At 60.3% G+C, this 25,467-nt stretch carries 25 protein-coding genes, 1 tRNA gene and 1 pseudogene; 18 read left to right on the plus strand and 9 right to left on the minus strand.

Annotated features, from left to right (window positions below; all coding sequences use genetic code 11):
- Positions 1-24: 24 nt before the first annotated feature.
- Both HAHE_RS12320 and HAHE_RS12325 read left to right on the plus strand, forming a co-directional pair.
- Positions 25-459 carry a GNAT family N-acetyltransferase gene (locus tag HAHE_RS12320; RefSeq protein ID WP_338684853.1) on the plus strand — a complete coding sequence of 145 codons (435 nt, stop codon included), beginning with the start codon at positions 25-27 and terminating at the stop codon, positions 457-459.
- A gap of 92 nt (positions 460-551) precedes the next feature.
- Complete coding sequence (locus HAHE_RS12325; RefSeq protein ID WP_338684854.1) at positions 552-1,484, plus strand: alpha/beta hydrolase; 933 nt, start codon at positions 552-554, stop codon at positions 1,482-1,484.
- A 554-nt stretch (positions 1,485-2,038) separates the two neighbouring features.
- On the opposite strand, the pseudogene HAHE_RS21750 reads toward HAHE_RS12325, so the two are convergent.
- A pseudogene (locus HAHE_RS21750) lies at positions 2,039-2,848 on the minus strand (IS5 family transposase); the annotation flags it as partial.
- A 304-nt stretch (positions 2,849-3,152) separates the two neighbouring features.
- Between HAHE_RS21750 and HAHE_RS12340 the strand changes: the two are divergent.
- On the plus strand, positions 3,153-3,527 hold the full coding sequence (locus tag HAHE_RS12340) for a hypothetical protein (RefSeq protein WP_338684856.1): 375 nt from the start codon (positions 3,153-3,155) through the stop codon (positions 3,525-3,527).
- A gap of 7 nt (positions 3,528-3,534) precedes the next feature.
- Here the strand turns inward: HAHE_RS12340 and HAHE_RS12345 are convergent, their stop codons facing one another.
- A complete protein-coding gene (locus HAHE_RS12345) occupies positions 3,535-5,367 on the minus strand; it encodes a DUF5060 domain-containing protein (RefSeq protein ID WP_338684857.1) in 1,833 nt (610 codons plus the stop codon).
- A 177-nt stretch (positions 5,368-5,544) separates the two neighbouring features.
- On the opposite strand from HAHE_RS12345, the gene HAHE_RS12350 reads away from it, so the two are divergent.
- The 8 genes from HAHE_RS12350 to HAHE_RS12385 all read left to right on the plus strand — a co-directional run bounded on the left by HAHE_RS12350 (position 5,545) and on the right by HAHE_RS12385 (position 13,474).
- Positions 5,545-7,809 (plus strand): TonB-dependent receptor family protein, encoded by a 2,265-nt coding sequence (locus HAHE_RS12350; protein WP_338684858.1) that lies wholly within the window; start codon positions 5,545-5,547, stop codon positions 7,807-7,809.
- Between the two features lie 105 nt (positions 7,810-7,914).
- Entirely contained in the window at positions 7,915-8,661 is a 747-nt protein-coding gene (locus HAHE_RS12355) for a DUF3450 family protein (protein WP_338684859.1), read from the plus strand.
- Positions 8,658-10,007 carry a MotA/TolQ/ExbB proton channel family protein gene (locus HAHE_RS12360; protein WP_338684860.1) on the plus strand — a complete coding sequence of 450 codons (1,350 nt, stop codon included), beginning with the start codon at positions 8,658-8,660 and terminating at the stop codon, positions 10,005-10,007. The genes HAHE_RS12355 and HAHE_RS12360 overlap by 4 nt, the downstream gene beginning before the upstream one ends.
- Positions 10,007-10,558, plus strand: coding sequence for a MotA/TolQ/ExbB proton channel family protein (locus HAHE_RS12365; protein ID WP_338684862.1), 552 nt, complete (start codon positions 10,007-10,009; stop codon positions 10,556-10,558). The genes HAHE_RS12360 and HAHE_RS12365 overlap by 1 nt, the downstream gene beginning before the upstream one ends.
- Positions 10,555-10,959, plus strand: a complete 405-nt coding sequence (locus HAHE_RS12370; RefSeq protein WP_343218186.1) for a biopolymer transporter ExbD — start codon at positions 10,555-10,557, stop codon at positions 10,957-10,959. Before HAHE_RS12365 ends, HAHE_RS12370 begins: the two co-directional genes overlap by 4 nt.
- A complete protein-coding gene (locus HAHE_RS12375; protein ID WP_338684864.1) occupies positions 10,956-11,657 on the plus strand; it encodes an energy transducer TonB in 702 nt (233 codons plus the stop codon). The genes HAHE_RS12370 and HAHE_RS12375 overlap by 4 nt, the downstream gene beginning before the upstream one ends.
- 6 nt (positions 11,658-11,663) lie before the next feature.
- Positions 11,664-12,098: a four helix bundle protein gene (locus HAHE_RS12380; RefSeq protein WP_338684865.1), complete on the plus strand. Its 435-nt coding sequence runs from the start codon at positions 11,664-11,666 to the stop codon at positions 12,096-12,098.
- 62 nt (positions 12,099-12,160) lie between these two features.
- A complete protein-coding gene (locus HAHE_RS12385) occupies positions 12,161-13,474 on the plus strand; it encodes a tetratricopeptide repeat protein (RefSeq protein WP_338684866.1) in 1,314 nt (437 codons plus the stop codon).
- Between the two features lie 330 nt (positions 13,475-13,804).
- On the opposite strand, the gene trpC is transcribed toward HAHE_RS12385, so the two are convergent.
- Positions 13,805-14,608 (minus strand): indole-3-glycerol phosphate synthase TrpC, encoded by an 804-nt coding sequence (gene trpC / locus HAHE_RS12390; RefSeq protein WP_338684867.1) that lies wholly within the window; start codon positions 14,606-14,608, stop codon positions 13,805-13,807.
- 124 nt (positions 14,609-14,732) lie between these two features.
- On the opposite strand from trpC, the gene HAHE_RS12395 reads away from it, so the two are divergent.
- Together HAHE_RS12395 and HAHE_RS12400 are read left to right on the plus strand one after the other, a co-directional pair.
- A tRNA-Gly gene (locus HAHE_RS12395) sits at positions 14,733-14,807 on the plus strand.
- Between the two features lie 125 nt (positions 14,808-14,932).
- On the plus strand, positions 14,933-16,093 hold the full coding sequence (locus HAHE_RS12400) for a hypothetical protein (protein WP_338684869.1): 1,161 nt from the start codon (positions 14,933-14,935) through the stop codon (positions 16,091-16,093).
- Between the two features lie 6 nt (positions 16,094-16,099).
- Here the strand turns inward: HAHE_RS12400 and HAHE_RS12405 are convergent, their stop codons facing one another.
- Positions 16,100-16,402, minus strand: coding sequence for a hypothetical protein (locus tag HAHE_RS12405; protein ID WP_338684870.1), 303 nt, complete (start codon positions 16,400-16,402; stop codon positions 16,100-16,102).
- 209 nt (positions 16,403-16,611) lie between these two features.
- Between HAHE_RS12405 and HAHE_RS12410 the strand changes: the two genes are divergently transcribed.
- The 3 genes from HAHE_RS12410 to HAHE_RS21755 all read left to right on the plus strand — a co-directional run bounded on the left by HAHE_RS12410 (position 16,612) and on the right by HAHE_RS21755 (position 18,529).
- The gene (locus HAHE_RS12410; protein ID WP_338684871.1) at positions 16,612-17,070 is read left to right on the plus strand and encodes a hypothetical protein; all 459 of its coding nucleotides are present in this window, start codon (positions 16,612-16,614) and stop codon (positions 17,068-17,070) included.
- A gap of 100 nt (positions 17,071-17,170) precedes the next feature.
- A complete protein-coding gene (locus HAHE_RS12415; RefSeq protein ID WP_338684873.1) occupies positions 17,171-17,683 on the plus strand; it encodes a DUF6082 family protein in 513 nt (170 codons plus the stop codon).
- Between the two features lie 276 nt (positions 17,684-17,959).
- Positions 17,960-18,529, plus strand: coding sequence for a tyrosine-type recombinase/integrase (locus HAHE_RS21755; protein WP_353415639.1), 570 nt, complete (start codon positions 17,960-17,962; stop codon positions 18,527-18,529).
- A gap of 55 nt (positions 18,530-18,584) precedes the next feature.
- Here HAHE_RS21755 and HAHE_RS12420 read toward each other — a convergent pair whose 3' ends face one another.
- The 3 genes from HAHE_RS12420 to HAHE_RS12430 are packed head-to-tail and all read right to left on the minus strand — an operon-like array spanning position 18,585 to position 22,252.
- On the minus strand, positions 18,585-20,579 hold the full coding sequence (locus HAHE_RS12420) for a DUF3732 domain-containing protein (protein WP_338684875.1): 1,995 nt from the start codon (positions 20,577-20,579) through the stop codon (positions 18,585-18,587).
- The gene (locus HAHE_RS12425; RefSeq protein ID WP_338684876.1) at positions 20,580-21,065 is read right to left on the minus strand and encodes a three component ABC system middle component; all 486 of its coding nucleotides are present in this window, start codon (positions 21,063-21,065) and stop codon (positions 20,580-20,582) included.
- Positions 21,062-22,252, minus strand: coding sequence for an ABC-three component system protein (locus HAHE_RS12430; protein ID WP_338684878.1), 1,191 nt, complete (start codon positions 22,250-22,252; stop codon positions 21,062-21,064). The genes HAHE_RS12425 and HAHE_RS12430 overlap by 4 nt, the downstream gene beginning before the upstream one ends.
- Before the next feature lie 295 nt (positions 22,253-22,547).
- Between HAHE_RS12430 and HAHE_RS12435 the strand changes: the two genes are divergently transcribed.
- The gene (locus HAHE_RS12435; RefSeq protein WP_338684880.1) at positions 22,548-22,838 is read left to right on the plus strand and encodes a hypothetical protein; all 291 of its coding nucleotides are present in this window, start codon (positions 22,548-22,550) and stop codon (positions 22,836-22,838) included.
- A 31-nt stretch (positions 22,839-22,869) separates the two neighbouring features.
- On the opposite strand, the gene HAHE_RS12440 is transcribed toward HAHE_RS12435, so the two are convergent.
- Positions 22,870-23,928 (minus strand): helix-turn-helix transcriptional regulator, encoded by a 1,059-nt coding sequence (locus tag HAHE_RS12440; protein ID WP_338684882.1) that lies wholly within the window; start codon positions 23,926-23,928, stop codon positions 22,870-22,872.
- A gap of 337 nt (positions 23,929-24,265) precedes the next feature.
- On the opposite strand from HAHE_RS12440, the gene HAHE_RS12445 reads away from it, so the two are divergent.
- Positions 24,266-24,871 carry a hypothetical protein gene (locus tag HAHE_RS12445; protein ID WP_338684884.1) on the plus strand — a complete coding sequence of 202 codons (606 nt, stop codon included), beginning with the start codon at positions 24,266-24,268 and terminating at the stop codon, positions 24,869-24,871.
- Here the strand turns inward: HAHE_RS12445 and HAHE_RS12450 are convergent.
- Positions 24,825-25,175: a hypothetical protein gene (locus HAHE_RS12450; RefSeq protein ID WP_338684886.1), complete on the minus strand. Its 351-nt coding sequence runs from the start codon at positions 25,173-25,175 to the stop codon at positions 24,825-24,827. The two genes, HAHE_RS12445 and HAHE_RS12450, sit on opposite strands and share 47 nt — an antisense overlap.
- Positions 25,176-25,467 lie beyond the last annotated feature (292 nt).

Consider the following 25,467-nt stretch of genomic DNA (forward strand, 5'->3'; position numbering starts at 1 on the left):
AGGTGTTTGATGACGACCAAGTCGATGACCTCGATTCGAATTCGCGAGGCTGACGATGGAGATGCCGAGTCCATTTCCTCCCTCTTGATGGAGTTGGGCTACGAACTCGGTCCGGTGGAAGTGAAGAAGCGTATCGGGGTTTATCGGGAGTCTTCCGACACGGTGCTTGTCGCGGATGAAGTCGGGGAGGTCGTGGGATTTGTCAGCTTCCACGTGATTCCCCTGTTTCACGCTTCCGGGAACCTCGGACGCATCACCGCGATGTGCATTCGCTCGGACCGGCAGCGGCAAGGCGTCGGTAGGGCGCTTCTCGCGGGCCTCGATGGTTTCGCGCGGGCGAGAGGTTGCGGACGGATCGAGGTGTCCAGTGGGGATCAGCGGGCGCAAGATGCGCATTTGTTCTACCAGGCGTGTGGCTATGCCATCGACAGCCGGAGGTTTCAGAAGATGCTTCACTGAGAAGAGCGGGCGGTCGAGGTGGGCCTGCAACCGCTCCAGCCGTCTTTTCATGCTCGCGGCTCGCGCGTCGCACCTGCAACGATGGCCGGAGTATGAAGAGGCATCGGAAGAAGCGGGCGTTGCTCATCGGTACCGCCGTGCTGGTGGTGCTCGTGGTGGCGGTCAACCAGTGGAAGAAGCGGAAGGCGGTTGCGGTGTTGCGCGAGTACTCGGCCCGGTTTTCACAGGAGGGCACCCCGAACGCGACCGCGCTTTCGATGCAGCACGTTTACTTCGGTGTGGAGAAGAAGCCCCACGGGGTGCTTCTCATCCATGGCATCCCTTCATCGACCTCGACCTTCTCCGGGCTGTGCGACCGTCTTGAGAAAGAGGGGATTCCCCATGTCGCGCCGATGCTCACGGGCTTCGGGAATACCGAACTGAATCTGCTTCCGAACGTCGCCTACGAAGACTGGCTGCGGGATGCGCTGAATGCCTACGACACGCTGGCCGAGTGTGCCGAGAAGGTCAGCATCGTCAGCACCTCGACCGGGTCGTTGGTGGCGACATGGTTGTCCGGCCAGCGGCAGGTCGAGCATCTGGTGCTGGTGGTGCCGAACTTCTCGCCCGGGCCTTCCGCCGCTCGCTTCAAGCGGATCCTCGAAACGCCGGTGGCGTCGCAGGCGCTTCGCGGCGTCATGCCCTACAAGTTCTCCGACCCGGAGGATTATGCGGACCAGAGCCGCTTCCGCTACCCGTTCCATGAGGTGAATTCGACCCGTCAGATGTTCCTGCTGCAGGATGAGATCGGGCCGGAGCAGATCCGGGTGGAGGCGGGGATTTTCCTGATGTTCGGGGCCGATGATTCGACGGTGTCCACCGGAGAGTTGGGGGCGCTACTCGAGAAAAAGGCGAGTGAGGAGGGAGTCCTTTACGAGGCGTTCGAGTATGAGGCCGCGCACCGCCTGCTCCAAGGGGCTGTGGCGGAAGAGGTCCGTTCCCAGATCGTTGAGCTTCTTGGTCGGCGGCCGGTGGCGGCGCGCTGAGTCGGTTCGCCGGGGTTGTGCAGCCCCCTGAAGGGGGAACTACGAACCCCAGTGGCCGGCCAGTGTGGTTTGTAGTTCCCTGTTTACGGGGTTCGGGTTCGGTTCCGTCTACGCCCTGACTTGTCCGGAAGCGTGGCCGAGCGGCTGGTTGAATTGCGTCCCGGTGGCGAGTTGGAGGCGTGCCGGGAAAGCCTCGCGCAGTTGGTGGAGGCGGCGCGCTGAGTCGGTTCGCCGGGGTTGTGCAGCCCCCTGAAGGGGGAACTACGAACCCCAGTGGCCGGCCAGTGTGGTTTGTAGTTCCCCGTTTACGGGGCTCTTCGAAGCGATGAGTTAGACCGCTTGCCAAAAGTCCTTGCCGAAACGGGGTCGTTCTTTGGTTAGAAGGATAGCCGCTTCGCGGATCGGTTCTTGGGGTTCCGGCCTGCGGGAGCCGATCCCAGCGTTGCTCGTCGGTTGTGGATCTCGATCCACGCCCTCCTCGCGCCTTGGCCTTGGCTCCCCCAGGCTCGGCCGTTTCGGCAACTACTTTTGGCAAACGGTCTAGGATCTGTTCACGAATTGCGTGCGATGATGAATGCCGCTACCAGATAGACCGCAGAGAAAAAGGTCTGAGAAAGCTTGTCGTAGCGCGTGGCAATGCGTCGGAAGTGTTTGATCTTGTTGAAGAACCGTTCGACCCGGTTTCGGCGGCGGTAGCGATTCCGGTCATACCGGATGACGCCTGCCCTTGAGTTGATCGGCGGGATCACCGCTTCAATGCCCTCGAAGTTCAGGCGCTCGCGGATGCGATTGGCGTCGTAACCCTTGTCGAGCATGGCTGCTTCCAGAACGTTCTCCGGCTGGAGGCTTTCGAAGAGTGTCTCGAACTGCCTGCCATCATGGGCCTGGCCAGGGGTAAGATGCAGCGCCACGCTACAGTTCTCATCAATGGTTGCTGCGTGAATCTTGGTGCTCAATCCCCCTCGAGAGCGTCCGAGAGCCTGATCGGAAGAGTTTTTTTTGGCGCTCCGGCCGCATGCTGATGAGCTCGGACTGTGGTGGAGTCCATCATCAGTTCACGAGCTCCGGCAAAGTGCCCGCCTTGCATTTCCTGCCAAAGGCGCTTCCACACACCACGCTCCTGCCACCGCCGGAAACGCATGTAGACGGCATGCCAATAGCCCAGTTCAGGAGGTAGATCGCGCCACGGGCAACCTGTCCGGTTCAGATAAAGAACCGCCTCCATGAATTCGCGATCACTCATGGCCGGTGGAGCTCCCGCACGCGAATGCTTCGCCTTGGTCAGAGCACTTTCAATCTGCTCCCAAATCTCGTCGGTGATCATGCTTCGAGGATGTCCAGCTGGCATCCGAAGCTTGAAACAAACGCTTCAGGAAAAGTACAGATTTAATTCGTGAACAGATCCTAGTCCGGGAGGTGGATGCCGGGTGGAAGGTCGACATGGTCCAATTCCGGCTCGAGAAGACCCGCCGCGAGTTGGAAGAAGCTTTCCGAAGGCACTACCCGGACGCCGAGTAGGCGGGCGGGCTTACGGCGGTGGTCCGTCGTCAGTCGATGGACACTTGCGGTGGCGGCCGGGGATTGCTTGAGTATGGATGATCAAGGCAGCGCGCGGACCGGGTTCGCAAACGCTGCGCCCCAAGCACCGAATCCGAGCCACCCGAAACCATGCGCCTTCTTCTGACCCTTCCGTTTCTCGCCGTCCTTGCCAGCTGCGCGAACTCCGCCTCGCAGTCGCAGATCCTGAACCGTGCCAAGGCCGAGGTGGCCTACCGTGAGTCGTGGTCGGACGCCGCCTACATCCGCGTCGATGAGAAGCCGGGTCACGGCTGCCGTCTCTGGAAAGTCACGGCCGGTGCCTTCGACTACTCGAGCTATCCGGATTACCAAGGCATCGAGCTGGTCCCGGGGACCGAGCGTCGGATGTGCTTCACCAAGGACGGCTGCCTGCTGCGCTACGTCGACGAGTCGAGCCGCTGCATCGTGCCGCCACAACCGTATGTGGCGCCGGTGACCGACTCGAAGTCGGGCATGGGCAAATAAAGCGGCGTCAGGGCCGGATCACGGCGAGCCAGTCGTCCTTGTCAGGTGCCTCGAGCTTGCGGCCTTCGAGGGGTTTCGCTGCCGAAGTTTCACCGGTGCGCGGGTTGAACCACGCGAGCTTGAACTTGCCTTCGGGAAGCCGGATCGAGGTGCTACCGCCGTCGGGCAGGTAGACGAGGTAGGGGCCGCCGGCGCGGGCGAGGCAGAACTTCGAGTTGTCGTTGCGCGGGTTGCCGATGAGTTCGTCGCGGCAGGTCATTTCCTCGAACGGGATCTCGGCATCGCGGAAAAACTCCAGCGCGATGCGGGCGTATTTCCATGACATTTCGCGCGAGCGCCAGTCCTCGGCGAGCAGGTCGTTCTGGGCGAGCTGGTAGCCGAAGTAGTATTCCACGCCGGCGCCGCCGGCCATCAGGTTGCCCCAGAGCGTGAGCTTGCGGATATCGTCGATCGAGTACGGGGCTTCCGTCTTGCCCGGGTAGCCCGGATCGGGTGGGACCCCGAGACCCGCCGGGTTCTGTTCGTCGTTGGCGCAGACCCACGGGTGGCCGGCCTTGGCGGATTCGCGACGCCACTTGGCTGTCAGCGAGTGGACCTGATTCCACGGATTCTGCAGGGAAAGCCCCGTCAGGGTGTCCTTGCCGAGGAAGGGCGTGTAGCGTCGGTCCTGCTGGTTCGGATAGGTGTGGAGGACGATCGGGTGGTCGTAGGGGTCGAGCTCCCGGATGAAGGTGGCCATCGGTTTCAGCTCGGCGACGATCTGGGTGTTTTCCTCGCCGAGGTTCCAGTTCAGGGCGAGGGCGTGGCCGAAACGGGCGATGAGTTCGCGGCAGTAGAGCTTGCGTTCGATCTCCAGCTCGCCGCCGTCGAGCGAGGCTTCGATCTTGCCCTTCTTGTCGCCGAGGCCCTTGCGGTTGTCGTCGATCTCGTTCTCCTGCATTTTGAAATGCAGGTGCAGCCCGCGGGCGGTGGCGTGATCGAACACGACGGCCCACTGGTCCAATTTACTACAATCGTAGTGGAGCTTGTCGCGCGGCCCGGTGAACGGCCAGACGTTCGAGCCGTCGCCATCGACGTTGTAGGGGAGGAACGAGAAGGAGTTCATTCCCTGGGCCGACAGGTAGTTGAGCGCGCCGATCAGGCCCTTGCCCTTGTCCTTCTGCCAGACGGGGTCGCCTTCCTTCCAATCGCGGACGTGCGGCTCCCAGGTTTTGAGCGGGACCTTCGGTTTGAGTGCCTTGGTGCCGTCGAAGTCGGCGTAGGCGAGCAGGGTCTCGGGGGCGTCGGCGCCGGCCTTGAGGAAGTAGCTTTGGTCGCCGAGGAAGCGGAGGTGGTGCTTGCCGACGTAGGCGAGCCGGCCGCGGGCGCGGAAGTCGGGAGCGGCCTTGTCGCTTTCCTCGATGGTGAACGAGCCTTTCTTCCCGTGCAGCAGCGGCTCGATGATCGCGTCGGCCCGGTCGGCCTCGGATGCGATGATGGCCTCGCCGCGCCGGCAATCGACCTCGTAGTCCCAGCGGCCGGTGCGGTCGGGGGAAAAATGGACGCGCCACTGGTCGCCTTCCTCCGCCGAGGTCTCGGCCGCGTCGCCGTCGGCCGCGAAGTAGCCCGGGACGGTGTAGGAAACGTCGCCGTTCTGGTGGGTGAAGGTGACCCGGAAGTCGAAGTCGGTGAAGGGGTTCGGATCGGTGCCGGTCTCGCTGGCCTCGGGGCCGTCGAAGGTCAGGGTGACCTTGTGCCACTGGCGGAGCTCGCCGGTGATCGTGGCGTCCTGGGTTTCGGGCTGGGCGGCGAGAGGGAGGACGAAGGCCGCGAGGGCGGGCAGGAAATGGGTCGGTTTCAAGGGATCGGGCTTACGGGTTGGGCGGAAACGGATCATCACCGTTCCGGTTTTTTCTACGACATCGGCCTGTGTCACGGAGGTGTTTCCGAATCCGGCGAAAAAATCTTTGACCCGACCCGTATCGGTCTGGCACATCCCCGCCACTGCGACTGAGTCTCAATAAAGATTTATTTCAACATGATGAAACGACAGGATGAACGGAACCGGCTGGGCCGGGTGATTGGAACCGGCCTGCTGGCTACGGCGGTGACCGCGGGCGCGCAGGACGCGCTGGACGACATCGGGATGCTGGAAGGCCTGACGGTGGTCGGCAGCAGCGAGGCGGTGTGGGATTTGGCCGGATCGGCCGCCTACATCGAATCCGAGCAATTCCGCGACCGGGGCTACACGGACATCACCCAGATCCTCTCGACCGTGCCGGGCGTGTATCTCCGCCAGGAAGACGGCTACGGCAACTTCCCGAACATCTCGATGCGCGGCGCTGACGGCACCCGGACTTCGAAGGTGACGGTGATGGAGGACGGCATCCTGACCGCGCCGGCTCCCTACTCGGCTCCGGCGGCCTACTATTTCCCGAAGAGCGGGCGGATGTCGGCGATCGAGGTGCTGAAGGGGTCGAGCCAGGTCCGTTACGGTCCGCAGACGACCGGCGGCGTGCTCAATTTCCTGTCGACCCCGGTGCCTGGCGAGGGTGGTCCGAACTTCTACTCGCGGACGACCGCGGGCAGCGACAGCACGTTCTTCAACCACACGTGGTATGGCGACACCTTCGAGACCGACTGGGGTCGCTGGGGCTACGTGCTCGAGTTCCACGGCCAGCAGAGCGACGGCTACCGCAGCTACCTCGGCGGGATCAGTGCCGACAGCGGCTTCCGTTTCTACGAGCCGATGGTGAAGGCGTTCTGGGAATTCGAAGGCAACGTGAAGCAGCGCTTCGAGGTGAAGTTCGGCATGACCGACTTCGAGTCCGACGAGGGCTACCTCGGCCTCAGCGAGTTCGACGCGCGGGCGAACCCGGACACGCGCTACGCGGCCGGCGTTTTCGACAACATGGACAGCAAGCAGTACCGCTCCTACCTGCGCTACGTGCTGGAGCCGTGCGACGACGTCAGCTTCCAGTCGACCCTCTACTGGAACAACTTCATGCGGAACTGGTATAAGCTCGACCATGTGTCCTCGACGCTGAATCCGGCGATCGACGGCCGCGGCCGGATCGCCAGCGGATCGGGCCGGACCAGCCTGCACAATGCGCTGCTCGATCCCGCTCTGCTCGCCGTGCTGCAGGGCAGCGCCACCGGTTCGATCGGCGTGAAGGGCAACGCCCGCTACTACGATGCCTACGGCTGGCAGAACCAGGGAACGTGGCGTTTCAACACCGGATCGGTCTCGCACGAGCTGACCGGCGGTTTCCGCGCCCACTACGACCGCGTGTTCCGCGAGCAGTATGTGAATGTCTTCAACGCCAACGGCGGTTCGAACTTCACGCCGGTGAGCACCGGTACGCCGGGTGACGAGTCCAACCGTCTCGAGGAAGCGACCGCGCTCGCGTTCTTCATCGAGGACAGCATCGAGATCGGCCAGCTGACGCTGCGTCCGGGGATCCGCTACGAGCACGTCGACTACGACGTGACCGACTTCAACGGCGCCGGCCTGCGCACCTCCGACAGCGTCGGCGTGTGGGGTGGCGGCCTCGGCTTCAACTACGACTGGAACGATTGCCACTCGACCTACGGCGGCATCTACCGCGGCTTCGCGCTGCCGGGACCGAACTCGTATGTGAATGGCGGCGTCGAGGAGGAGGAAAGCCTCGGCTACGAACTCGGCTGGCGCTACCGCAACGGCGGCCTGCTGGTCGATACGGCGGCTTTCTTCACCGACTTCGACAACCTGATCGGCGTCGATGCCGGTCTCGGCAACGGCGTCAACCAGAACGCGGGCGCGGCGGAGGTCTGGGGTGTGGAGAGTATGATCACCTATGATCCGCTGTTCGATCGCGGCTTCGGCTTCAACCTGCCGATGTATGTCAGCGCCACGTGGACCAGCGCCGAGCTCAAGGAGCGGCTGCTGACCGGCGGTGAGGACGACATTTACGCCGGCGGCCAGCGCGGCGCGGACATCCCGTACGTCCCCGAGTGGAAGCTCGCGGCGGGCATCGGCTACATCGCCGCCTGCTGGGGTGTGAACCTCGACGCCAACTTCACCAGCCACACCTACGGCACCGCCCTGAACTCGCCGGTTCCGGTGACCAGCGCCCGCCAAGGCAAGGTCGACGCGCTGCTGACGGTCGATCTGAGCGGCTACTACGAGATCAACGACAACTGGAAGCTGGTCGGCGGTCTGCACAACCTCTTCGACGAGCGCGCGGTCGTGACGCGCCTCCCGGAAGGTCCGCGGACCAACCTGCCGCGCACCTGGTTTGCCGGGGTCGAGGCGACCTTCTGATTCATGCTCCTTTCTCTCGGTGCGCATTGTTCGGGCCGGGGTCGCTTCAAGCGGCCCCGGTTCTTGCGTTGTCGGGAGGAGCGATCGGGTCTAGCAATCGTGGCGATGCGACTCATCCCCTCCATGTTGCTGGCCCTCGCGGCGACGCTTTCCGCGCAGGAAAAGGCGCCGGATGCCGAAGTGGCGAAACTGCGCGAGACGATCGCGAAGATCGTCGATATGAAAGCGCAGGCTTCCGCCGAGAAATCGGACTGGGAGGTGCGCAAGGCCTCGATGGCCGACCTGCTCGAGCTGCAGCGTCGCGAACTCGAGCTGCTCGACGAAGAGCTGGAGAAGTCGGGCCAGTCGGCGGAGGGCTACGACGCCAAGAAGCAGGAAGCCGAGGCGGAGATCGCGAAGCTGCGCGACGCGAGGCGGGCGGCGGTCGAGGCCGTGAGCCGGACGCGCCCGCGGGTGCTGGCGTTGGTCAAGGCGCTGCCGGCGCCGTTGTTCAAAGAGATCGAAACGGAAACTTACGCGCTCGAAGCATGGGCATCGGGCGACGAGGCGCGCGACGGCTTGCAGGCGATTCTCGGAATCCTTTCGAAGGCCGAGCAGTTCAACCGGCGGATCACCCGGGCGAAGGAAGTGAGGAAAGGTCAGGAAGTCGAGGTGCTCTACCTCGGTCTGGCGCGGGCCTACTACACGGACCGTAACGGCAATGCCGGCACCGGTGAGCCGGCGGCCGGCGGCTGGACGTGGACATCGCGTCCCGAGCTGGCCGGAGAAGTCATCAAGGCGCTCGACGAGCTCGACCGCAAACGCCCGCCGGAGCTGGTCAGGCTTCCGGTCCAAATCCTCGAGGTGAAATGAAGCGGATCCTGATCAACGGAGCCGCCATTCTCCTGCTGGCGGGACAGGGCTTTGCCGAGACGAGCGTGGAAGACGCGCTCGAGCAGGCGGAGAAGGACCTGCAAGCCGCGATGGAGCAGCTCGGCGAGGTGCGCGAGGCGATCGCGGCGGAGAAGCCGGAACTTTCGAAGGAGTTCGAGGAAGTCGGACTGGAGTTGCGCGAGAAGCGTCGGCTGGTGCGGATCGCGCGGACCTCGAAGGAAGATCGCGAGATGGCGATGCGCGAGCTTGAGCGCGAGCGGCAGGTGCGCAAACAGGACGCGGGATACGTCGCGGGCCTGCTCAAGGATCACGCGCTGAAAGTCACGACCTTGGCCGGTCCGGGTGAGCCCGAGCTGGCGGTTGATGCCGCGGTGATCGCGGGCGAGGCCGACGATCCGGCCGAGGCGATGATCGCGCGGCTGGCGGTGATGGAGGCATCGGTCGCACGGCTCGAACAGATGCTCGGTGGCTCGACCGCTCCGGGTGAGGCGGCGGGACCGACGGGTGCGGTGGCATCCGGCGAGTTCGCGGCGGCCGGACCTTTGGTCTGGTTCAGTGGTGACGGCGTCGCCGGAGGCGTGGTTTGGGAGAAAGGCGGCACCTTGCCAAAGGTGGTGCCGGAAGATGCCGATGCCGTGGCATCCGTGGTTTCGGGGAATGAGGCGCTGCTCGGACTGGATGTCACCGGTGGCAAGGCGCGTGCGCTGGAGGAGATCGACGGCGGTCTGGCGGACCTGTTCCGCAAGGGTGGGCTGTGGATCTGGCCGATCATCGGACTGGCGGTGCTTAGTCTGATCTTCGGACTGATCAAGCTTTTCGGATTCGCGCGCTACCGCGAACCGGGCGAGGCGTGGGTCAACGCGATCGTCGCCGCGCTCCGGTCGGGAGATCGTGGCAAGGCGGCCGAGTTGGCGGCCGGGCCTTCGCATCCCGCGGCCGGCGTGATGACCAAGCTGGTCGAGCGGTCGGAAGGTACGACGGATACCGTGGAAGAGACGCTTTACGAGCAGTTGATGGGGGTCCAGCAGAAGGCCGGCGCGTTCCTGCCGATCATCGCGGTCACCGCAGCGACGGCTCCCTTGCTCGGTCTGCTCGGCACCGTGTCGGGCATGATCCGCACCTTCAACCTGATCACCCTGTTCGGTTCGGGCGACCCGAAGCCGCTGGCGGGCGGGATTTCCGAAGCGTTGATCACCACCCTGTTCGGTCTGGTGGTTGCGATTCCGGCGCTGGTGTTGCACGCGTTTCTCGCACGACGCAGCCAGGGGATCGTGCAGTCGACCGAGCGCCTCGGACTCTCATTCGTCAATTCGCTGCGACGCTGATGAAGAACGCGATCCTCAAGACGCTCAACGAAGGCGGGCTTACCCTGTGGGCTTTGCTGGTGTTGGCGGTGATGATCTACAGCCTCGTGTTCGCGATCTGGTGGCACTGCCGGCGCACGAGGCGGCGGGTCGACCGTCGGGAGTGGAGCGAGCGGAAGGGCGTTGGTGGAGAACTCCCATGGAATCGGGCGGCGCCGCAACGCTCGGAAGTCGAGAGACGCTTCGCCACCTTCGAGCTGGATGAAATGGCGTGGGTCGAGCGTCGGCTTCCGTTCCTTGGCGTGCTCATCGGGGCCGCTCCGCTGCTCGGTTTGCTCGGCACCGTGGCGGGCATGCTGGTGACATTCGGGGGCATGGCTTCGGCCTCGGGTTCGGAGCCGCTCGACACGATTTCGGCAGGCATTTCCAAGGCCCTGGTCACCACCCAAGCCGGGCTTGTGATCGCGGTGCCGGCCGCCTTGCTTTTCGCGCTGCTCCGACGGCAGGCGGAGTCGACGCACCTCGAGTTGCAACGGCAGCTCCATGAGGAATTGGGAGGAGGTGCCGGATGAGGAGGTTCCGGCATCGCTCTACGGACGCGAGTGTCAGCACGGTGGATATCTCGCCGCTGATCGACGTCGTTTTCCTGCTGCTCATCTTCTTCATCGTCACCACGGTGTTCGTCAAGGAGACCGGGGTCGAGGTGTCGAAGCCGCGCGCCGCGAGTGCCGAGGATTTGCAGAAGCGCGCGATCCTGATCGCCGTGACTGACGAAGGCCGGGTGTGGCATGGCGGACGCGAGATCGGCATGGACGGTATTCGGGCGGTGGTCGCCGCCATGATGGAGGAGGACTCCGAGGTGCCGGTGGTGATCCGCGCTGACGCCGCGACATCTACGGAAGACACCGTAGCGGCAATCGACGCCGCCAAGCTGGCCGGCGCGCCGTCGGTTTCACTGGCCACGGAAAAATGAGATTCGCGGGCATCATCGTCGGAACGGTCATGGCGGGCCTGCTGCTCGCCCTGCTCGGGCTGTCGAGGTTGCTGGTGCCCAAGGGCATGCTTCCGGAGCTTGAGATGCGCGAGGTCGAGGTCACGGCGCTGCCCGAGCCGCCGCCACCGCCACCGGAAGAGCCGTCCCCCGAGGCGCCACCTCCGCCACCGTCGCTGACCCAGATCAGCGACGTGCCGGATCCGACCCGTGTGCCGGTGCCGAAGGCGGACATCCCGATGGATCTCGAAACGCCGGTGGATTCGTTTTTCACCGACATCGAACCCGCGCCGCTGCCGAAGCCGGTGGTGCGCCAGGCTCCGCCGACGCCGCGCACTCCGACGCCGACCCGCTCGACTCCCAAGCCGCCGCCCGCGCCGGTGGCGAAGTCCTACTACAACGTCGGTGAGCTCGACGGCACGCCACGGCTGTTGCGTCACGGCTCAGCGGCCTTCCCTTCCTCGCTTGCGAGGCGCGGGGTCACGCAGGGCACGGTGGTTTTCGAGATCCAGCTTTCCGAGCGAGGCAGTGTCAGTATCCGCCGCACCGTATCCGCGACCCATCAGGAACTGGTCACTGCCGCGCGCCGCGTGGCGGCGTCGGCCCGGTTCACGGCTCCGACAAGGCAGGGCCGGCCGGTGAAGGCGGTGATGCGGTGGCCGATTACCATTCGCAAGTAAGAGGGGATGGAACACTCAACAGTCGGCAGGGAATATCCAATATCCAACAAGGAATGTTCAATGATCAGTGGTCAGACATATGACCTCGAAGCCCGATTGATCGAGTATGCCGTTCGCATGATTCGGGTGTCGGAGGCGTTGCCTGATTCTCGTTCGGGGCAGCACATCGGGAAGCAGTTGCTCAGGTCCGGAACGGCTCCCGCACCGAACTACAGCGAGGCCGTGTCCGCTGAATCGAGGCGCGACTTCATTCACAAGGTGAAGCTCGCTCTGAAGGAGTTGAGGGAAACGCTGACGTGGCTGAAGATTATCCGTCGGGCGGATTTGATTCAGCCAAATGAGAAGCTGGACGAGGTGATCAAGGAGACAGACGAATTGATCGCCATTCTCTTCACTTCGGTCCAGACGGCTCGAAAGAATTTACAGCAGAAGGGATCATGAGACTCAGTTCACTTGGTAATCGCGCTACAGCCGGAATCTCCATCTTGATCATTGGATATTCCTTGTTGGATATTGGATATTCCGCCGAGGCACTCCCGCTCTCTTCCTCCTACTGGCAAAGCGACTCCTTCGTGAAGTCCTTCAATGGCAGTTACCGGATCGAGGCTCGGATCGAACCGGTGGTTTCGACCGAGGAAAGGGGACTGCTGGTCGAGGTGCAGAAGCTGATGGAGGATGGCAAGCGCGAGTCGGCGCTGGAGAAGGTCAAGGACAGCAAGCTGACGTCCGAGTCGGCCGCGTTGCAGTTCAATCTCGGGAACCTGTACTTCGAGGAAGGGAAACTTGAGGAGGCGAAGAAGGCCTACGAAGAGGCGATCGGGAAGTATCCGTCGTTCCGTCGCGCCCATCGGAATCTGGCGATGGTGCTGGTTCGCGAAGGCGAGCTCGACGAGGGGCTCGAGCATTTGCTCGAAGCTCTGCGGCTCGGAGACTCCGATGGTACGACCTACGGGTTGCTCGGGTTCTGCCGCCTGCAGAAGGGCGAGTGGGCGAGCGCCTTGCAGGCGTATCGGATGGCGCAGCTCGGACAGCCGGACTCGGCCGAGTGGAAGGCGGGCGTGGCGCAGTGCCTGCAGAATCTGGACGAGCGCGAGGAGGCGGTGGCGTTGCTGGATGAGGTGATCCGTCAGCGGCCGAACGAGGCTTCGTATGCCGGTTTGCAGGCGTCGATCCTGCTCGATCTCGGTGAGAACGAGGCGGCGGTGAAAGCGCTCGAACTGCCGCGAAGGCTGGGGACGCTCGATCCTGACAGCTTGCTCTTGCTCGCCGACTTGCATCTGCGAGCCGGACGCGTTGAAGACTCGAAGGCGATCGTCGCCGAGGCCTTCGGTGGGGAAACGAAGCCATCGGAAGGGCGGATCATTTCACTGATCGGATCGTCGATCTCGGCGAAGCAGTGGGAACTGGCCGAAGAGTTGGTCGAGAAGGCGAAGTCCGAGGAAGGCAGTCCGTCACGGGCGTTCCGCTTGGCGACAGCGAGGTTGGCGATCGAGTCGGAGAAGGCGCCCGAGGAAGGCGTCGCGGAGCTGGAGAAGCTGATTGCCGAAGACCCGACCGATGGCGCGGCCATGCTGGCGTTGGCGGATTTCCGTTTCGGGGAGAAGGCGTATGATACGGCGGCGTTGCTCTACGAACGGGCGGCGGCGGTGGAAGAGACGGCCGCGGACGCATGGGTCGGGCTGGCGCGGGTCCGGGTCGAGCAGCGGAACTACGATGCGGCGCTTGAGGCGGTCGAGCGGGCGCTTGAGTTGCGTCCCGGTGGCGAGTTGGAGGCGTATCGGGAAAGCCTCGCGCAGTTGGTTGAGGCGGCGCGCTGAGTCGGTTCGCCGGGGTAGTGCAGCCCCCTGAAGGGGGGACTACGAACCCCAGTGGCCGGCCAGTGTGGTTTGTAGTTCCCCGTTTGCGGGGTTTGAGTTCGGTTCCGCCTACGCCCTGATGTGTCTCGAATCGTGGTCGAGCGGGTGCTTGAGTTGCGTCCCGGTGGCGAGTTGGAGGCGTATCGGGAAAGCCTCGCGCAGTTGGTGGAGGCGGCGCGCTGAGTCGTTTCGCCGGGGTTGTGCAACCCCCTGAAGGGGGAACTACGAACCCCAGTGGCCGGCCAGTGATGTTTGTAGTTCCCCGTTTACGGGGCACTTCGGAGCGATGAGTTACTCCGCACCGTCCACACCCGCATGCAGCTCGAGCATGGCCATGATTTCCGACGCGGGGTCGTTGGCCCGCATGAGCGTCTCGCCGATCAGGACCGCGTTGGAACCGGCGTCGAGCACGCGCTGGCAATCGGCCAGCGACTTCAGGCCGGACTCGGAGACCAGCAGAGTGCCATCGGGCACCTCGTCGGCCAACGCCTCGGTGGTCGCGAGGTCGGTGGTGAAGGTCTTGAGGTTGCGGTTGTTGATCCCGATCAGGTCGGCGCCGAGGTCCAGCGCTCGTTCCATTTCCGGCAGGTCGTGGACTTCGACGAGCACGTCGAGTTGGAAGTCCTTGGCCTCCTGATAGAGGCTCTTGAGCAGTTCGTCATCGAGGGCCGCGACGATCAGCAGCACGGCATCGGCGCCGGCGACGACAGCCTCGTGGATCTGGATGGGATGGACGGTGAAGTCCTTGCGGAGCAGGGGAGCTTCCGAAAATTCGGCGATCTTCGCGAGGTAGCTCAGCGAACCCTGGAAGTAAGGCTCGTCGGTCAGGATCGAAAGGCAGGACGCGCCGCCGTCGAGGTAGCGCCTGGCCTGCCGGATCGGGTCAAAATCCGGGTCGATCACCCCGGCCGACGGGGACGCCTTCTTGACCTCCGCGATCACCCCGAGCCGGTCGGGCCCGCGGTCGAGCGCGGCGCGGAATCCCCGGAAATCGTTGCGCTGGAGGGCGGCGGCGCGCAGGTGGCCGGCGCGGGGCATCAGGGCTTCGACCTCCTGATGCTTGGTGGCGATGATTTCGGCGAGCTTGTCGGACATGCAGGGAGTTCCAAGTTTCGGGTTTGAAGTTTCAAGCGCGAAGATTCAGGCTGTCAGGAAGTTTGAAAAAATCTCTTGCCCGGGCGCGAATGGGATGTAGAAACCCCGCACGCGTTCGCGCAACGCGGGTGTAGCTCAGGGGTAGAGCGCAACCTTGCCAAGGTTGATGTCGTCAGTTCGAATCTGATCACCCGCTCCATTGATTTTAAAGGGCTTACGGGAAACCGTAAGCCCTTTTTCTGTGGCGGCATCCACGATAAATCCACGGAAATCCACACTATTTTCTTCTGAAATTGCGCCGTTTTTGCCACTTTCGTCCCTGCCATGGGACGCAACGCAACGCTTTCACCCGCCTACCAGAAGAGCAAGCAGGCGTGGGTTCTCTCGATTCCTCCGAGGCTGTCCAGCACCGGCAAGCGTTCCCAGGAGTATTACCAGACCAAGCGGGAGGCGGAGGTGAGGTCCGCTTCTCTCAAGAAGCTGGAAAAACAGAACCGGCGGTTGGCCGTCAAGGCGTCCACGGACCTGATCCGCGATGCGGTGGAGCTCGACGAGCTGGCGCGGTTCCACGGCTTCTCCGGGCTTCGTGAGGCCTTCATGACGTGGGCGGAAGATCACGAGCGGCAGAATTCGTCGGTCAGCTTTGGCGAGCTTGTCGAAGCTCATGAGGCTGATCATTCGGAGAACTGGTCTTCCACCTACCTTGCCGCCCGCTGGAAGCCCTTCCGAAACAAGGTCCGGGGGTTGGAGCCCACCCCGATTGTGACCATGGACACTGACTTCTGGAGAGAGTGGCTCGGCAAGTGGAGGACGAAGGAGAAGCCTGCACCTGCCAGCTACAATCAGCTCGTGAGCATGCTCGGAACGGTTTTCGGCCACGAGAAGGCCAAGCGCAGCCACGGGCACAATCCCATCGAGCACATTCCCAGGCTCAAGGATGTTCGTGGCGAGGTCTGCGTGTCCACGCCTGAGGAGGTTGGAGCGCTCCTCGCGTGGTGTTGGACGAATGACCGAGATCTCGTGCCCTACTTCGTGCTGGGCTTTTTCGCCGGCATGCGGCCGCTCTCGGAGATTAAGCCGACCCGCTTCGAGCAGATCAATTTCAAGGAGCGGATTATCGACTGCGTGACCACCAAGACCCACCGCAACCCGCGGCGTCAGATTCCGATCGAAGACAACGCCTTGAAGTGGTTGGAGCCGTTCAAGAGTGCCCGGGGAAGCGTGATTCCGTCGAACTTCACCAAACGCTTTGGGGCGGCGCGCAAGGCTGCGAAAGTGTCGTGGGGTCATGACATCATGCGTCACTCCTACGGTTCGTATTTCGAAGCGCTCCATCGGGGCACTCCGGGGTGCCGTGAGAATCTCACTTACAACATGGGGCACAGCAGCTTCAAAACCTACGAGCAGAAATACCGCAATGGCAGGATCACACCGAAACAGGCCGGACTCTTCTGGAAGATTGTCCCGCCGCAAGAGGAGGATTGAGCCCGGTCAGCTGAAATCGTCGCTTTCGAGTGTCTCGATGACTTCCAGGAAGGCGACTTTGCGGATGACGTGTTTTCTGCCCAGCTTGAAGACTTTGCCTCCTGCCTCGCGGAGTCGTCTCCGAAGCGTGTCCTGAGAAACGCCGAAGCGACAGGCCAGAGCCTCGATTTCAAGCACTTCCAACATGTCGTCGATCGATTGTTGGGCCGCTATGCCTTCAATCCGCGTTCTGAGCTGATCGACGTCGCCGACGAGCACGGCGAGCTTGTCCATGGGGGTCAGGCTGGCGGTTCTTTGGGCGGTGGTCATGCGGGTATCTCGGGGTGCTCACGGGTAAAACGTCCGCCAGTGGCAGTTCAACCGGATCAAACCCACGAGAAGCTCCAAAGGCTGATTCTCTTGTTCGGTTCCTCCCTGATTGCCTGAATTTGCCTCTAGCATACGGCGGTCATCGGTCAAACCCCTCCAAACCGGCCCCGCCTCCGGCGGCCTGGGTTTGACCGCCGCCCTCCTGCCGAATGCTTCCCCGGCTGGCAATCCCATCAGGGAGAAACCAACCAAGAAGGAGAACAGCCATGGGGCTAGACATGTATTTGACCGGAGAATCTTATCTGGTGCACGACTGGGAGAATCCCGAGAACAACCGGACTGAGGGCGGTTTTCGCATCAAGGGCTACGAGCTGGACCTGGGCTACTGGCGCAAGCATCCGGATCTTCACGGATTCATCGTTGAGACGTTCGCGGACGGAATCGATGAGTGCCAACGGATCGAACTGAGTGCACCGGGAATACTGAAGGTCATTGAAGCCATCCGACAAGAGAGACTGCCGAAGACCGACGGGTTCTTCTTTGGCGAAAGCACCAACGATCAGGAGCAAAGGGACGAAGCCATCGGAACGTTCCAGAAAGCCGCTGAGTGGCTTCAGAACCCTGAGCCCGGCAAATGGAAGAGCGTTGTGTATCAGGCAAGCTGGTAGGCAGCGGACTTGGCTCACGTCTCGTGAGCGGAGCTTCTCCATCGGTAGTCGTCCCATTGCGTTCGGGGCCGATTTGTCCTACTTTCGATTCGAATCGAAAATGCCAGCCGAGCCGAGCTGGAAGGAGCAGAACTTGGGAATACCAGAATGGATTGCAGTGGTGTCGGTTGTCGTGGCGTTGATTTCGCTGGCGATCCAGCAACACCTTTCACGGCAGCAGAGCAGGTTCGAGGCGAGAGCCCGGCAGTATGACCGAACGACGGCGCTACTGTTCAAGGCCATGGACAATCCGGATCTTCTCGACGCCATCAGCGGGGACTCCGGTGAAGACCAGAGGCAGAGACGATTTCGACAAGTCTGGATCAATCACACGATGGTCATGTTCGGGCAGCGGCGCCTCTTTACCTCCGCTGAATGGAAGAGCACCCTTGAGGACATCAGGGACTTCATGAATGCCCCTGAAATTAGAACGCATTGGGAGCGCTATGGCTGCTACTATGCTCCGGATTTCCGGGAGTTTATCGATAGCACGATCTATCCACGAAAAGGGGGAGACTCCGTGAAGGAGCCTCCCCCGAAAGCCAGCGAGGAGCATCAGGCTTCGCTGACCTGAGCGGCAATCGCCCTCAGGACCTCAAACGGTATCGAGACGAAGTCTTCACCCTCTGGTGCCGACAGGCTTTCTCGTTCCCGAGTGCTCAACTTGTTGCCTTGAACGTAGGCGTTCCCTTCTTCGGTCAGGATTACCGCCGGGCATTGGCCCCCGTTGCACAGTTCCGCCTGAGGCCCGTTCTCTCCAATGATTGTCCGTATAGTCATGATGGTCAATGGGTAGTGACTCTTGGTCTGATTGTTGGTAGAATGAACAGAATACGCATTCTGTTCACCCATGGGTCTGGAGGGGCTATTGTTTCATCACGCCGGGAACCGCAAATACCTCAACGCGAGCGAGCGGCAGCGCTTCTACAACGCAGCCTTGGGAGTTGACGACTCTCTGCGAAAAGCGTTTCTGCTCACGCTCTACTACACCGGGGCAAGAGTATCAGAAGCTCTTGCCCTAGAATGGACGAACCTCGATGCTGACGAGGGGGTAATAGTTATACGCACCCTGAAGCAAAGAGCTTCGATCCGTAGTCGAGCTGTGCCAGTCCCAATCGAGCTAATCGAGTGTATTAGAACAACGGATCGTCAAGAACGACGTATATGGGGCTTCTGCAGAACCACAGGTTGGAAGCTGGTAAAGAAATGCATGAGTGCAGCCAGCATCGAGGGGGTCAAAGCATGCCCGAAAGGACTCAGGCATGGATTCGCTGTCGCGTGCATTAATGCCAAGGTTCCGGTCTCGACGATCAAGAAGTGGTTGGGGCATACAAGGCTGGAATCAACAACCGTGTATTTGGATTTGATTGGCGAGGACGAACGCGATCTGGCGCGGCGTTTGTGGAAAAATGGGAACTAGAACGGAGATACGATACACCTTAATTTGTAAGATTGCCCTTGCGTCTCCATTGGGGCTATACACGCCACTCTTCTGGAATCAAGAACTCATCTTCGCCGTCCCGCCAGTTACCGATTAGCAGCACGTTCTTGCAGCTCTCCCACACAAGGCTACCAGCGTGTTCAGTCACAATGATCTGTAGTTCATTATCCGTATTTGTAAGCATTTGATCAAGGGCTAGGAAGATACGGCGGACGCCTTTGATGTCTTCTGACAATTGCAATTCGCCTTTGCCTTTTGGTGCTTCATCAAGCGCGGGCCACTCTTCTGGGAAGTAGACCTGACTTGGCTGATCAATAACCAAAAACGTAGGGACTGGGTTGTTAGCAAGTTTCAAAAAGTACTCATGCAAGGCAAGAAAAGTTGCTATGTGATAACCTACCCAGTTCTGACCACTCCCGACTTCCCACAAGTAGTCGGTTCTTCCGCTTTTGCTTTGAAACTTCAGAGTCAGTTCTTTGGCGTCCAATGTCGGGTTTTCGTCTTGGTGTTCGAGCATCAGCAGCTTCGCGTAAGACTCGATCCCTCTTGAAACACTCTCCAATGCGCTCATCAACCGCCTTTTGCGAACCCCTGGATCGAGCTTACGTTTGAGTACAGAAATGAGCTCATTCAAGCGCGCAAGCTCCCTCACTTTGTCTCCGCCATCTTCGGCCGCATCAATGTTGTTGAGTGCTTCCTGAACGCGACCAGCGAACAAATAGACATTTCTAACGCGCTGGCGTTGCTTTACGATTTGCTCTGTTTGGCCTTCAAGTTCGGCTCTCTTCTTTCGAACAACCCTCAAATTGGATTCGAGAGTCCGAAGTTCCTCCCGGATCTCTGCTTTCTCTTTGTCTAGATTGGACGGAGCAACCGCTGCTGAGCGTGATAGCTTCGCAACTTCATCGGCAAGATCCTCAAGCTGGGCAAGCTCATCTAATGCACGCGCGTTACTGTTCCCGCATACGGGGCACTGGCAATCTTCTGCGAGCTTCTTTTTAAGCCAATTTGTGCCGCTAAGTCGGTCTTCCTGCTGTGCCAGCTCAGATCTAAATTCGCCAACCGAATCGGCCAGAACGTCGAGCTGCGCTAGTCTTCTCCGGAGATCACCTATTCGACGGGTATGCTCCTCGTCCGTGGCTATCGTGCGTCGCAATACCTCGACTGCATTTTCAGTGGCTCCCTCTGGGACGTCTGGCAAATTGAGTTCTTTGAGGTTGTCCGGAACCTTTCTGAGCTCCACTAGGTAGCGCTCAAGGCGCCAACCATCCTCGGGTTCAGGCGAGCCCATAAGGAGTCCAACTTCCTTAGCCTGAAAGTAAAAACTTTGCACTTCGGCAGACCATGCGTCGACCGCGCGAGTTCGCTTCTCGTGCTCCCGACGAACCCTAGCATATTGACGCTCAAGATCTCGCAGTTCGCGTTCGTCTGCGAGGGTTCCAGCATCGACCGCACCCAATACAAGAGGAAAAATGTGAGTCAGCGTTTCTCTGTGCTCTGTCGTATCAGCTTTGTAAAAGAGCGTAAATGGGTTGGCGACGATGTGCTGCGGTTGGAAATTGAAGGCAGCCATATCTCTGAAACTGGGCCTTGATGCATAGCCAGGGTTGCCATCGGCGTCTGAGAAGTCGAGCGTAGGGAGTCGGGCGATTTGATTCATCCGGTTCTTGAAGTCTTCGACCCTGGCGTTCTTCTCCGGATGTTCGGGAGGCATCAGGTCGACTCCCTCTTCCCAGTATAAGTCGGAGGTGCTTTTGCGGTCACCTGGATTCCGCCTTGCAATGATCATCTCCAGATTCCGAAGCTGAATGTGAAGTCCGAACCATTCCGACAGGTCTCGAATCATACCAACGGGAATTGAGCACTTGTTGCTTCCAAGGCAGTAGTCGATGATCCAACTGATACTAGATTTGCCGCTGGCGCTCTGTCCGGTAATTACGTTGATTCGATCGGTGGCAAATTCGATAATTCTCGGTGTCTTTGTTTGATTCTTCGGCCAAAGGATGACCTTGATGATTGCCAGTTTCATTCAGAATTTCAAATTGAGTATTGAACACAGCCGTGAAAAGCTCAGCTCCGCAATTGCGTGACCGATCCGCTTGCTGGCTGCCAAAATGTTTTTGACTTCCTGATTAGCGTGCTGGATTGGATGGCGATTTGTGTATGGGACAAGGGGACGATCATGCACGGGGTCCAAGGTGATCAAGCCTGATGCGGCAGCCAAACTTATGGAGGCTAGGGTCAGATCGGATAGTTCCTCAACCCGTTCCTGGAGACCGAAGGGAATCTCCCGATTCTCGGACAAAGATTTTATCAATGCTCCCTGTAGATTCTTGGTGGCCAGTGTCTCGGCTGTCCGGGAATGGAGTGCTAGCGGGAGAATAACAAATGATGCTGCAAAAGGAAGCCCGTTGATTTGGCTGCTCTTTTTGTAGCAAGCCTTGGTTGCGGTCCATATTGCTTCCGCGCCCAGAATGGGATTCTGAATAGCGTTCTTCTCGAAGAACAAATTCATGCAGTTTCTTGCAAAAGGGTTTCAAGCATTGCTTCAAAGCGTGGATGCCACCCGACTTCGATCTCGTGGGCGAGGCGGTGGTATGCTCCAGAAGTGAAATACTGATGCTGTGTGTCGATCCCACCGAGCGGAGCGAGATAGTCATTTGTGGTGGTGCTGTAGATCCGAAATCCACGATTCTCTTCTGAATCGGATGCGTGTAGCCTCTCGATTCTATCCCTGATCGCTCGCCAACGCCTAACGAGTTCATTGCGGAAATCTTCGATGTGAGATGTCGTGATCGCCCCTTGACGCAATAGTCTACTCATCTCAGATGAGTACCGTATGAAGTCTGTAATCGCCGGTGTAATTTGGGATTCCTCGATGGCGATGAGTTGCAGCTGACGCACGAACGCATAGGCGCGCTTTTCTGCGATCTCCTCCTTGCTTACAGGTATGAGATTCTCACTCTTTTCCCTCCACTGTTGGCGACGGAGAGATTCTAGGATAGTGTGATACTCGTCATTGAAGTCGGCCTGCTCAATCCAAGCTGGTTCCTGCCTTCGCCATGAATCCATGCAGACTCGTTGGATCCATCCCAGTAAGGAATTGCATATTTGACGAGAGCTGTTACGGGCCCAGGTTGGGAATCGGAGTTTGTCTGCCAGCTGATCGTCCAAGGCACTCCCAATGGAGAGGCTGTCTTGGTCGTACAACGAGATTTTTTGGATCAGTTGCAAAAGCAGCTGTTCATTCACCCGGAAGACCCGTTCGGAGAGAAGCTGGATTGCAAGCGGCGCACTTTGCGCAGTTTCCTTCAGAGTGTTAAATACCGTCGTAGCTGCTTTGATGCCTTTCGCCTCTGATATTGTTCGTGCGAGTCCGGCTCCAACAGGCCGATTGGTTACGAGGTGGAATTCACTTATGGCTGGGTTTGCACTGCCATTGGCTGCAGATTCAGCCCAGATCATCAATGTATTCCAGAGCGCATTTGAGGTGTCGCCGAATGGGGTTCCCGTGGGCTGTATGCTATGCTTGTCCTGTTCGTAGATCGTTCCGGAGGGGGAGCGCGAAACGACGTCGTCACAGGTTTCTATCCCAACGATTCCGCCGGCCTCATTGTCGGCTAGTCGCAAAAGCGCGCGTTCAAATTGAAACGCGTAGCCGGCAAATGGTCCAGGAGCACTGTGCTTGGATTTAGGCGCCATCGAGTATTCTGATCCCGAAGTATGCTGAGGTGCTGCTGATTCCAGTCAAGCTAGAGCTCGAGAGCAGTCCCGCTCTTTTCGGGCCATGCGCTCTCCGATCTCATTCTGCCAAGCTGGGCATGGCAGAACCATGGCACGGCCGAGTTGCTTGGGGCTTGCCAAAGTGAGGCCCATTTTGTAGCCAGAATGGTGTGAACAGAATGCGTATTCTGTTCACTTTCAAGGAGAAACACCGTTCGCCGGCGTCCTCAGTATCAGGCTTCCCCATGCTCGCTCGCTCCTTCAGGCTGGGAGCATGTCAGAGGCACCCAAACAAAGCTACCTGATCGGTTACGATCTGAACGCTCCGGGGAAGGACTACAAGGAACTGATCGAGGCGATTAAGGAGTTGGCCGACGGGGTTTGGTGGCACAACTTGGATTCCACGTGGATCATCCGCCACCCGGGACCGGCGAAAGTCATTCTGGAAGCCCTGCAGGCCCATGTTGATGACAATGACGAGCTTCTCGTCGTGGGGCTCACTGGCGAAGGTGCTTGGACCGGGTTTTCCGCTTCCGGCTCGAAATGGCTCTGGAACCGGCTCTAAGGAAGTCTTGCCGGAGTGTCCCGGCCTCATCTTAAGCCGGGGCGGAGTGGATCATTCCTGACCATCCGCCGCGGCTATGTATTCCGGAGTCGATCAGAACTGGCCGGTGCATGCTGCGGTCCCGTAGGTCCGCGACATTCTCCATGACCCATCTCGGGGGGCCGGAGTAAGATGGTATCTGCCAATCCTCGAGGGAGTGGCCGAGCTTCGAAGCCATGATCGCGAGCTGAAGACGGAGTTGCCCGATCAGATCCTGCGCCCGACGCTGGGGCAGCGAGATCAGGAACCTCACGTCGTCTGCCGCCCAAACCGATCCCGCGGCACATTCCTGAAAAGCGAAGTAGGATTCTCGCGTGTGGACGCAGATGGTTTTGCCCAAGGCGTTAAAGACTTGGTGATGACTCGGGAGCTCCCAAAGTTGGGCCTTCCCGGCGCGCCCGGCGCGACCCGCGGCTTCCATGTGCATGTGCAGGAAGTCGATGAATTGCTCGACGTGAGGTTTCAGTCGCTCGGATGAGCACCCGATCTCCGCTCTCCAGCAGCTATCCAGAGGTAGGGAGATCTCGCGCCGCTCGTTAGCGATATCCCTCACGGGAGCCGGAACCACGAAGTGGATCCTTATGCCCCGATCCATAGCCTCGATCAGCGCCTTCAGGAACTCGGGGTCGGCGTGCGCGAGCTCATCAGGCAGCTCGGAAAATATCAGGATCACCGTGTCGCTGCCGTCGAGTTCACGGAGAACCTCGGCAACGCCCGGAATCACCGAACGCTTCAGCGAGTGCCCCTGCTCGAATGACGATTCGACCAATTCCTCAAGGGCGGCGGGCAGACGCGATTTGCCCTTCGCGCGCTTGGGCGCTCGTGGCGTCAGCAGTTCATCCACTTCCATTTCCAGCGCGGCCGCCAGATGCTGGGCGAATCCGCCCTTCGAATTTCTTCCCTCGATAAGGGCCTGCAGCTTGCGGGACAGGCTGCTCGGACTCATGTCGAGACGCGCCGCCAAGGCATCTTGGGTCGGAATCCCCACCGATAGCATTTTCTCCCGAATGTGGGACTTGAGACTCCGGGCTTCCGGGATTTGTGAGCTCATTTGTATACCTCCGTCGCCTTCCGATGCAGCCCCCACGGCACACAGAGCCCGCGTGTTGCCACGCAGTTGCCTGTTGTCCGGAGCTGCACCCGATAAGCTGATTGAAACTTGTGAAAGTTGGCTGGTTCCCTCGAACAGTCGCCACCGGCCGCGCGAGGGGTCGGGAACATGCAAAAGACTGGAAGCAATTGCAATACAATTTCAGAATATTTCCAAAAATTGCACCAGTTTCGCTCCCTCTTTCTGGTTGGATATGCAATTCTTAGACATGAAGCGCAAAAATCATCACCCCAATCGGATTGACACTGAACCACGAATCCCGCTACAAGAACCTTTAATGGATCTTAACTATCAGGAGTTCCTGAATTTGGAGCATGGATTTCCGGCAGGCCCACCGGGCGCCACCGAAGGACAGAATCCCGACACGCGGGGACGCGAAGTGGTGTCCAAGTGGCTACGTGCCGCCAAGGCTCACGAAAGCGAGGCTGACGATGAGATCGCCCAGTTGCTGCGCTCCCGGTTCCGCCCAGCCAAACCCGGTACCCAGATCCAAGCGAGCTTTGCTCTGGAAGGGAGGGCCCGGGCGATGAACGCCGTCTATTCCGAGGCCTACTCCCAGTATCTGATCTACACCTATTCGGTGGATGGGGGAGATGCCGGACGGAGCCAACCGCTGCCGACAGGCGACTACGAGTCCTTCATCGTCGCCTCTGACGGGAGGGTCCGGGGATTCTCAAGGATCCGTGAGGAGCATTTTCCGGCATTTCTGGCCGGGAAGCTTGGTGCGGACGCCGTCGAGGAGCTGATCCCTGGTAAGGATACCGCTGCTCGGAGGGAGGCGCTCAGACGCGTCTACGTTTTGCTGCAGGCCGCCGCCGCAGGTGACTTGGCCGAGATCAGCTCAGCTCCACAAGGTAGCGCCGCCCCGAGCGTTCAACGCTGACTGTCCCGCCGAATCTCGCGATCGCCCACCGGCGGATTTCAAACAGCTCGTTGAACGGATTGATCCAAGAAGGCGCGTAGCGACGGAAATCGGCTTCGCTAAGAACCAAGGTTCCGAACTGCTGGTCGGAGGGACCGTGGCGGCGCGTATTCTTCACAACGATCCGAGCATCGGCAGATTGCAGGATGCGCCTGCGGGTCAGGCCCAGCGTAAGCCGGTGCTCGCGGATGCTGATCTGGTTCCTCCGTACGGTTTCAACCTCATCTCGCAGTAGAGGCTGGTATGCTATAGGTGTTTTCATCATGTTCTTCAGGCATGGTTACGGCTTCGAGCTTTGCGGGGCGTCGTTTGAAACGTTGCAATTTTTTTGCCGAGATGAAAGCAGAATCCCGTGCAAATCGCAAAAATGACGGTCTGTGCCGCAATATTGGCGAAAAGCAACAAAAAGGTTCCTGTTGCGCGTCGCAGCCCCCACCTGTTAGGCCACAAAGTTCCCCTGTGCGTCCCGGTCGGATTGGGCGATTAGGGCGAAGGCTTTCGCCTCTGGTGCCGACCGTATTCGTCTTCCGCTAGGCTGGGCCTTCGGGCGTAAGGGC

The sequence above is a fragment of the Haloferula helveola genome (assembly GCF_037076345.1).
Taxonomy (GTDB): domain Bacteria; phylum Verrucomicrobiota; class Verrucomicrobiia; order Verrucomicrobiales; family Akkermansiaceae; genus Haloferula; species Haloferula helveola.

Coding starts and splice junctions, on each gene's coding strand:
- HAHE_RS12320 (WP_338684853.1), top strand. CDS start 25: ATGACCTCGATTCGAATTCGCGAGGCTGACGATGGAGATGCCGAGTCC.
- HAHE_RS12325 (WP_338684854.1), top strand. CDS start 552: ATGAAGAGGCATCGGAAGAAGCGGGCGTTGCTCATCGGTACCGCCGTG.
- HAHE_RS12340 (WP_338684856.1), top strand. CDS start 3,153: ATGCGCCTTCTTCTGACCCTTCCGTTTCTCGCCGTCCTTGCCAGCTGC.
- HAHE_RS12350 (WP_338684858.1), top strand. CDS start 5,545: ATGATGAAACGACAGGATGAACGGAACCGGCTGGGCCGGGTGATTGGA.
- HAHE_RS12355 (WP_338684859.1), top strand. CDS start 7,915: ATGCGACTCATCCCCTCCATGTTGCTGGCCCTCGCGGCGACGCTTTCC.
- HAHE_RS12360 (WP_338684860.1), top strand. CDS start 8,658: ATGAAGCGGATCCTGATCAACGGAGCCGCCATTCTCCTGCTGGCGGGA.
- HAHE_RS12365 (WP_338684862.1), top strand. CDS start 10,007: ATGAAGAACGCGATCCTCAAGACGCTCAACGAAGGCGGGCTTACCCTG.
- HAHE_RS12370 (WP_343218186.1), top strand. CDS start 10,555: ATGAGGAGGTTCCGGCATCGCTCTACGGACGCGAGTGTCAGCACGGTG.
- HAHE_RS12375 (WP_338684864.1), top strand. CDS start 10,956: ATGAGATTCGCGGGCATCATCGTCGGAACGGTCATGGCGGGCCTGCTG.
- HAHE_RS12380 (WP_338684865.1), top strand. CDS start 11,664: ATGGAACACTCAACAGTCGGCAGGGAATATCCAATATCCAACAAGGAA.
- trpC (WP_338684867.1), bottom strand. CDS start 14,608: ATGTCCGACAAGCTCGCCGAAATCATCGCCACCAAGCATCAGGAGGTC.
- HAHE_RS12400 (WP_338684869.1), top strand. CDS start 14,933: ATGGGACGCAACGCAACGCTTTCACCCGCCTACCAGAAGAGCAAGCAG.
- HAHE_RS12405 (WP_338684870.1), bottom strand. CDS start 16,402: ATGACCACCGCCCAAAGAACCGCCAGCCTGACCCCCATGGACAAGCTC.
- HAHE_RS12410 (WP_338684871.1), top strand. CDS start 16,612: ATGCTTCCCCGGCTGGCAATCCCATCAGGGAGAAACCAACCAAGAAGG.
- HAHE_RS12415 (WP_338684873.1), top strand. CDS start 17,171: ATGCCAGCCGAGCCGAGCTGGAAGGAGCAGAACTTGGGAATACCAGAA.
- HAHE_RS21755 (WP_353415639.1), top strand. CDS start 17,960: ATGGGTCTGGAGGGGCTATTGTTTCATCACGCCGGGAACCGCAAATAC.
- HAHE_RS12420 (WP_338684875.1), bottom strand. CDS start 20,579: ATGAAACTGGCAATCATCAAGGTCATCCTTTGGCCGAAGAATCAAACA.
- HAHE_RS12425 (WP_338684876.1), bottom strand. CDS start 21,065: ATGAATTTGTTCTTCGAGAAGAACGCTATTCAGAATCCCATTCTGGGC.
- HAHE_RS12430 (WP_338684878.1), bottom strand. CDS start 22,252: ATGGCGCCTAAATCCAAGCACAGTGCTCCTGGACCATTTGCCGGCTAC.
- HAHE_RS12435 (WP_338684880.1), top strand. CDS start 22,548: ATGTCAGAGGCACCCAAACAAAGCTACCTGATCGGTTACGATCTGAAC.
- HAHE_RS12440 (WP_338684882.1), bottom strand. CDS start 23,928: ATGAGCTCACAAATCCCGGAAGCCCGGAGTCTCAAGTCCCACATTCGG.
- HAHE_RS12445 (WP_338684884.1), top strand. CDS start 24,266: ATGGATCTTAACTATCAGGAGTTCCTGAATTTGGAGCATGGATTTCCG.
- HAHE_RS12450 (WP_338684886.1), bottom strand. CDS start 25,175: ATGATGAAAACACCTATAGCATACCAGCCTCTACTGCGAGATGAGGTT.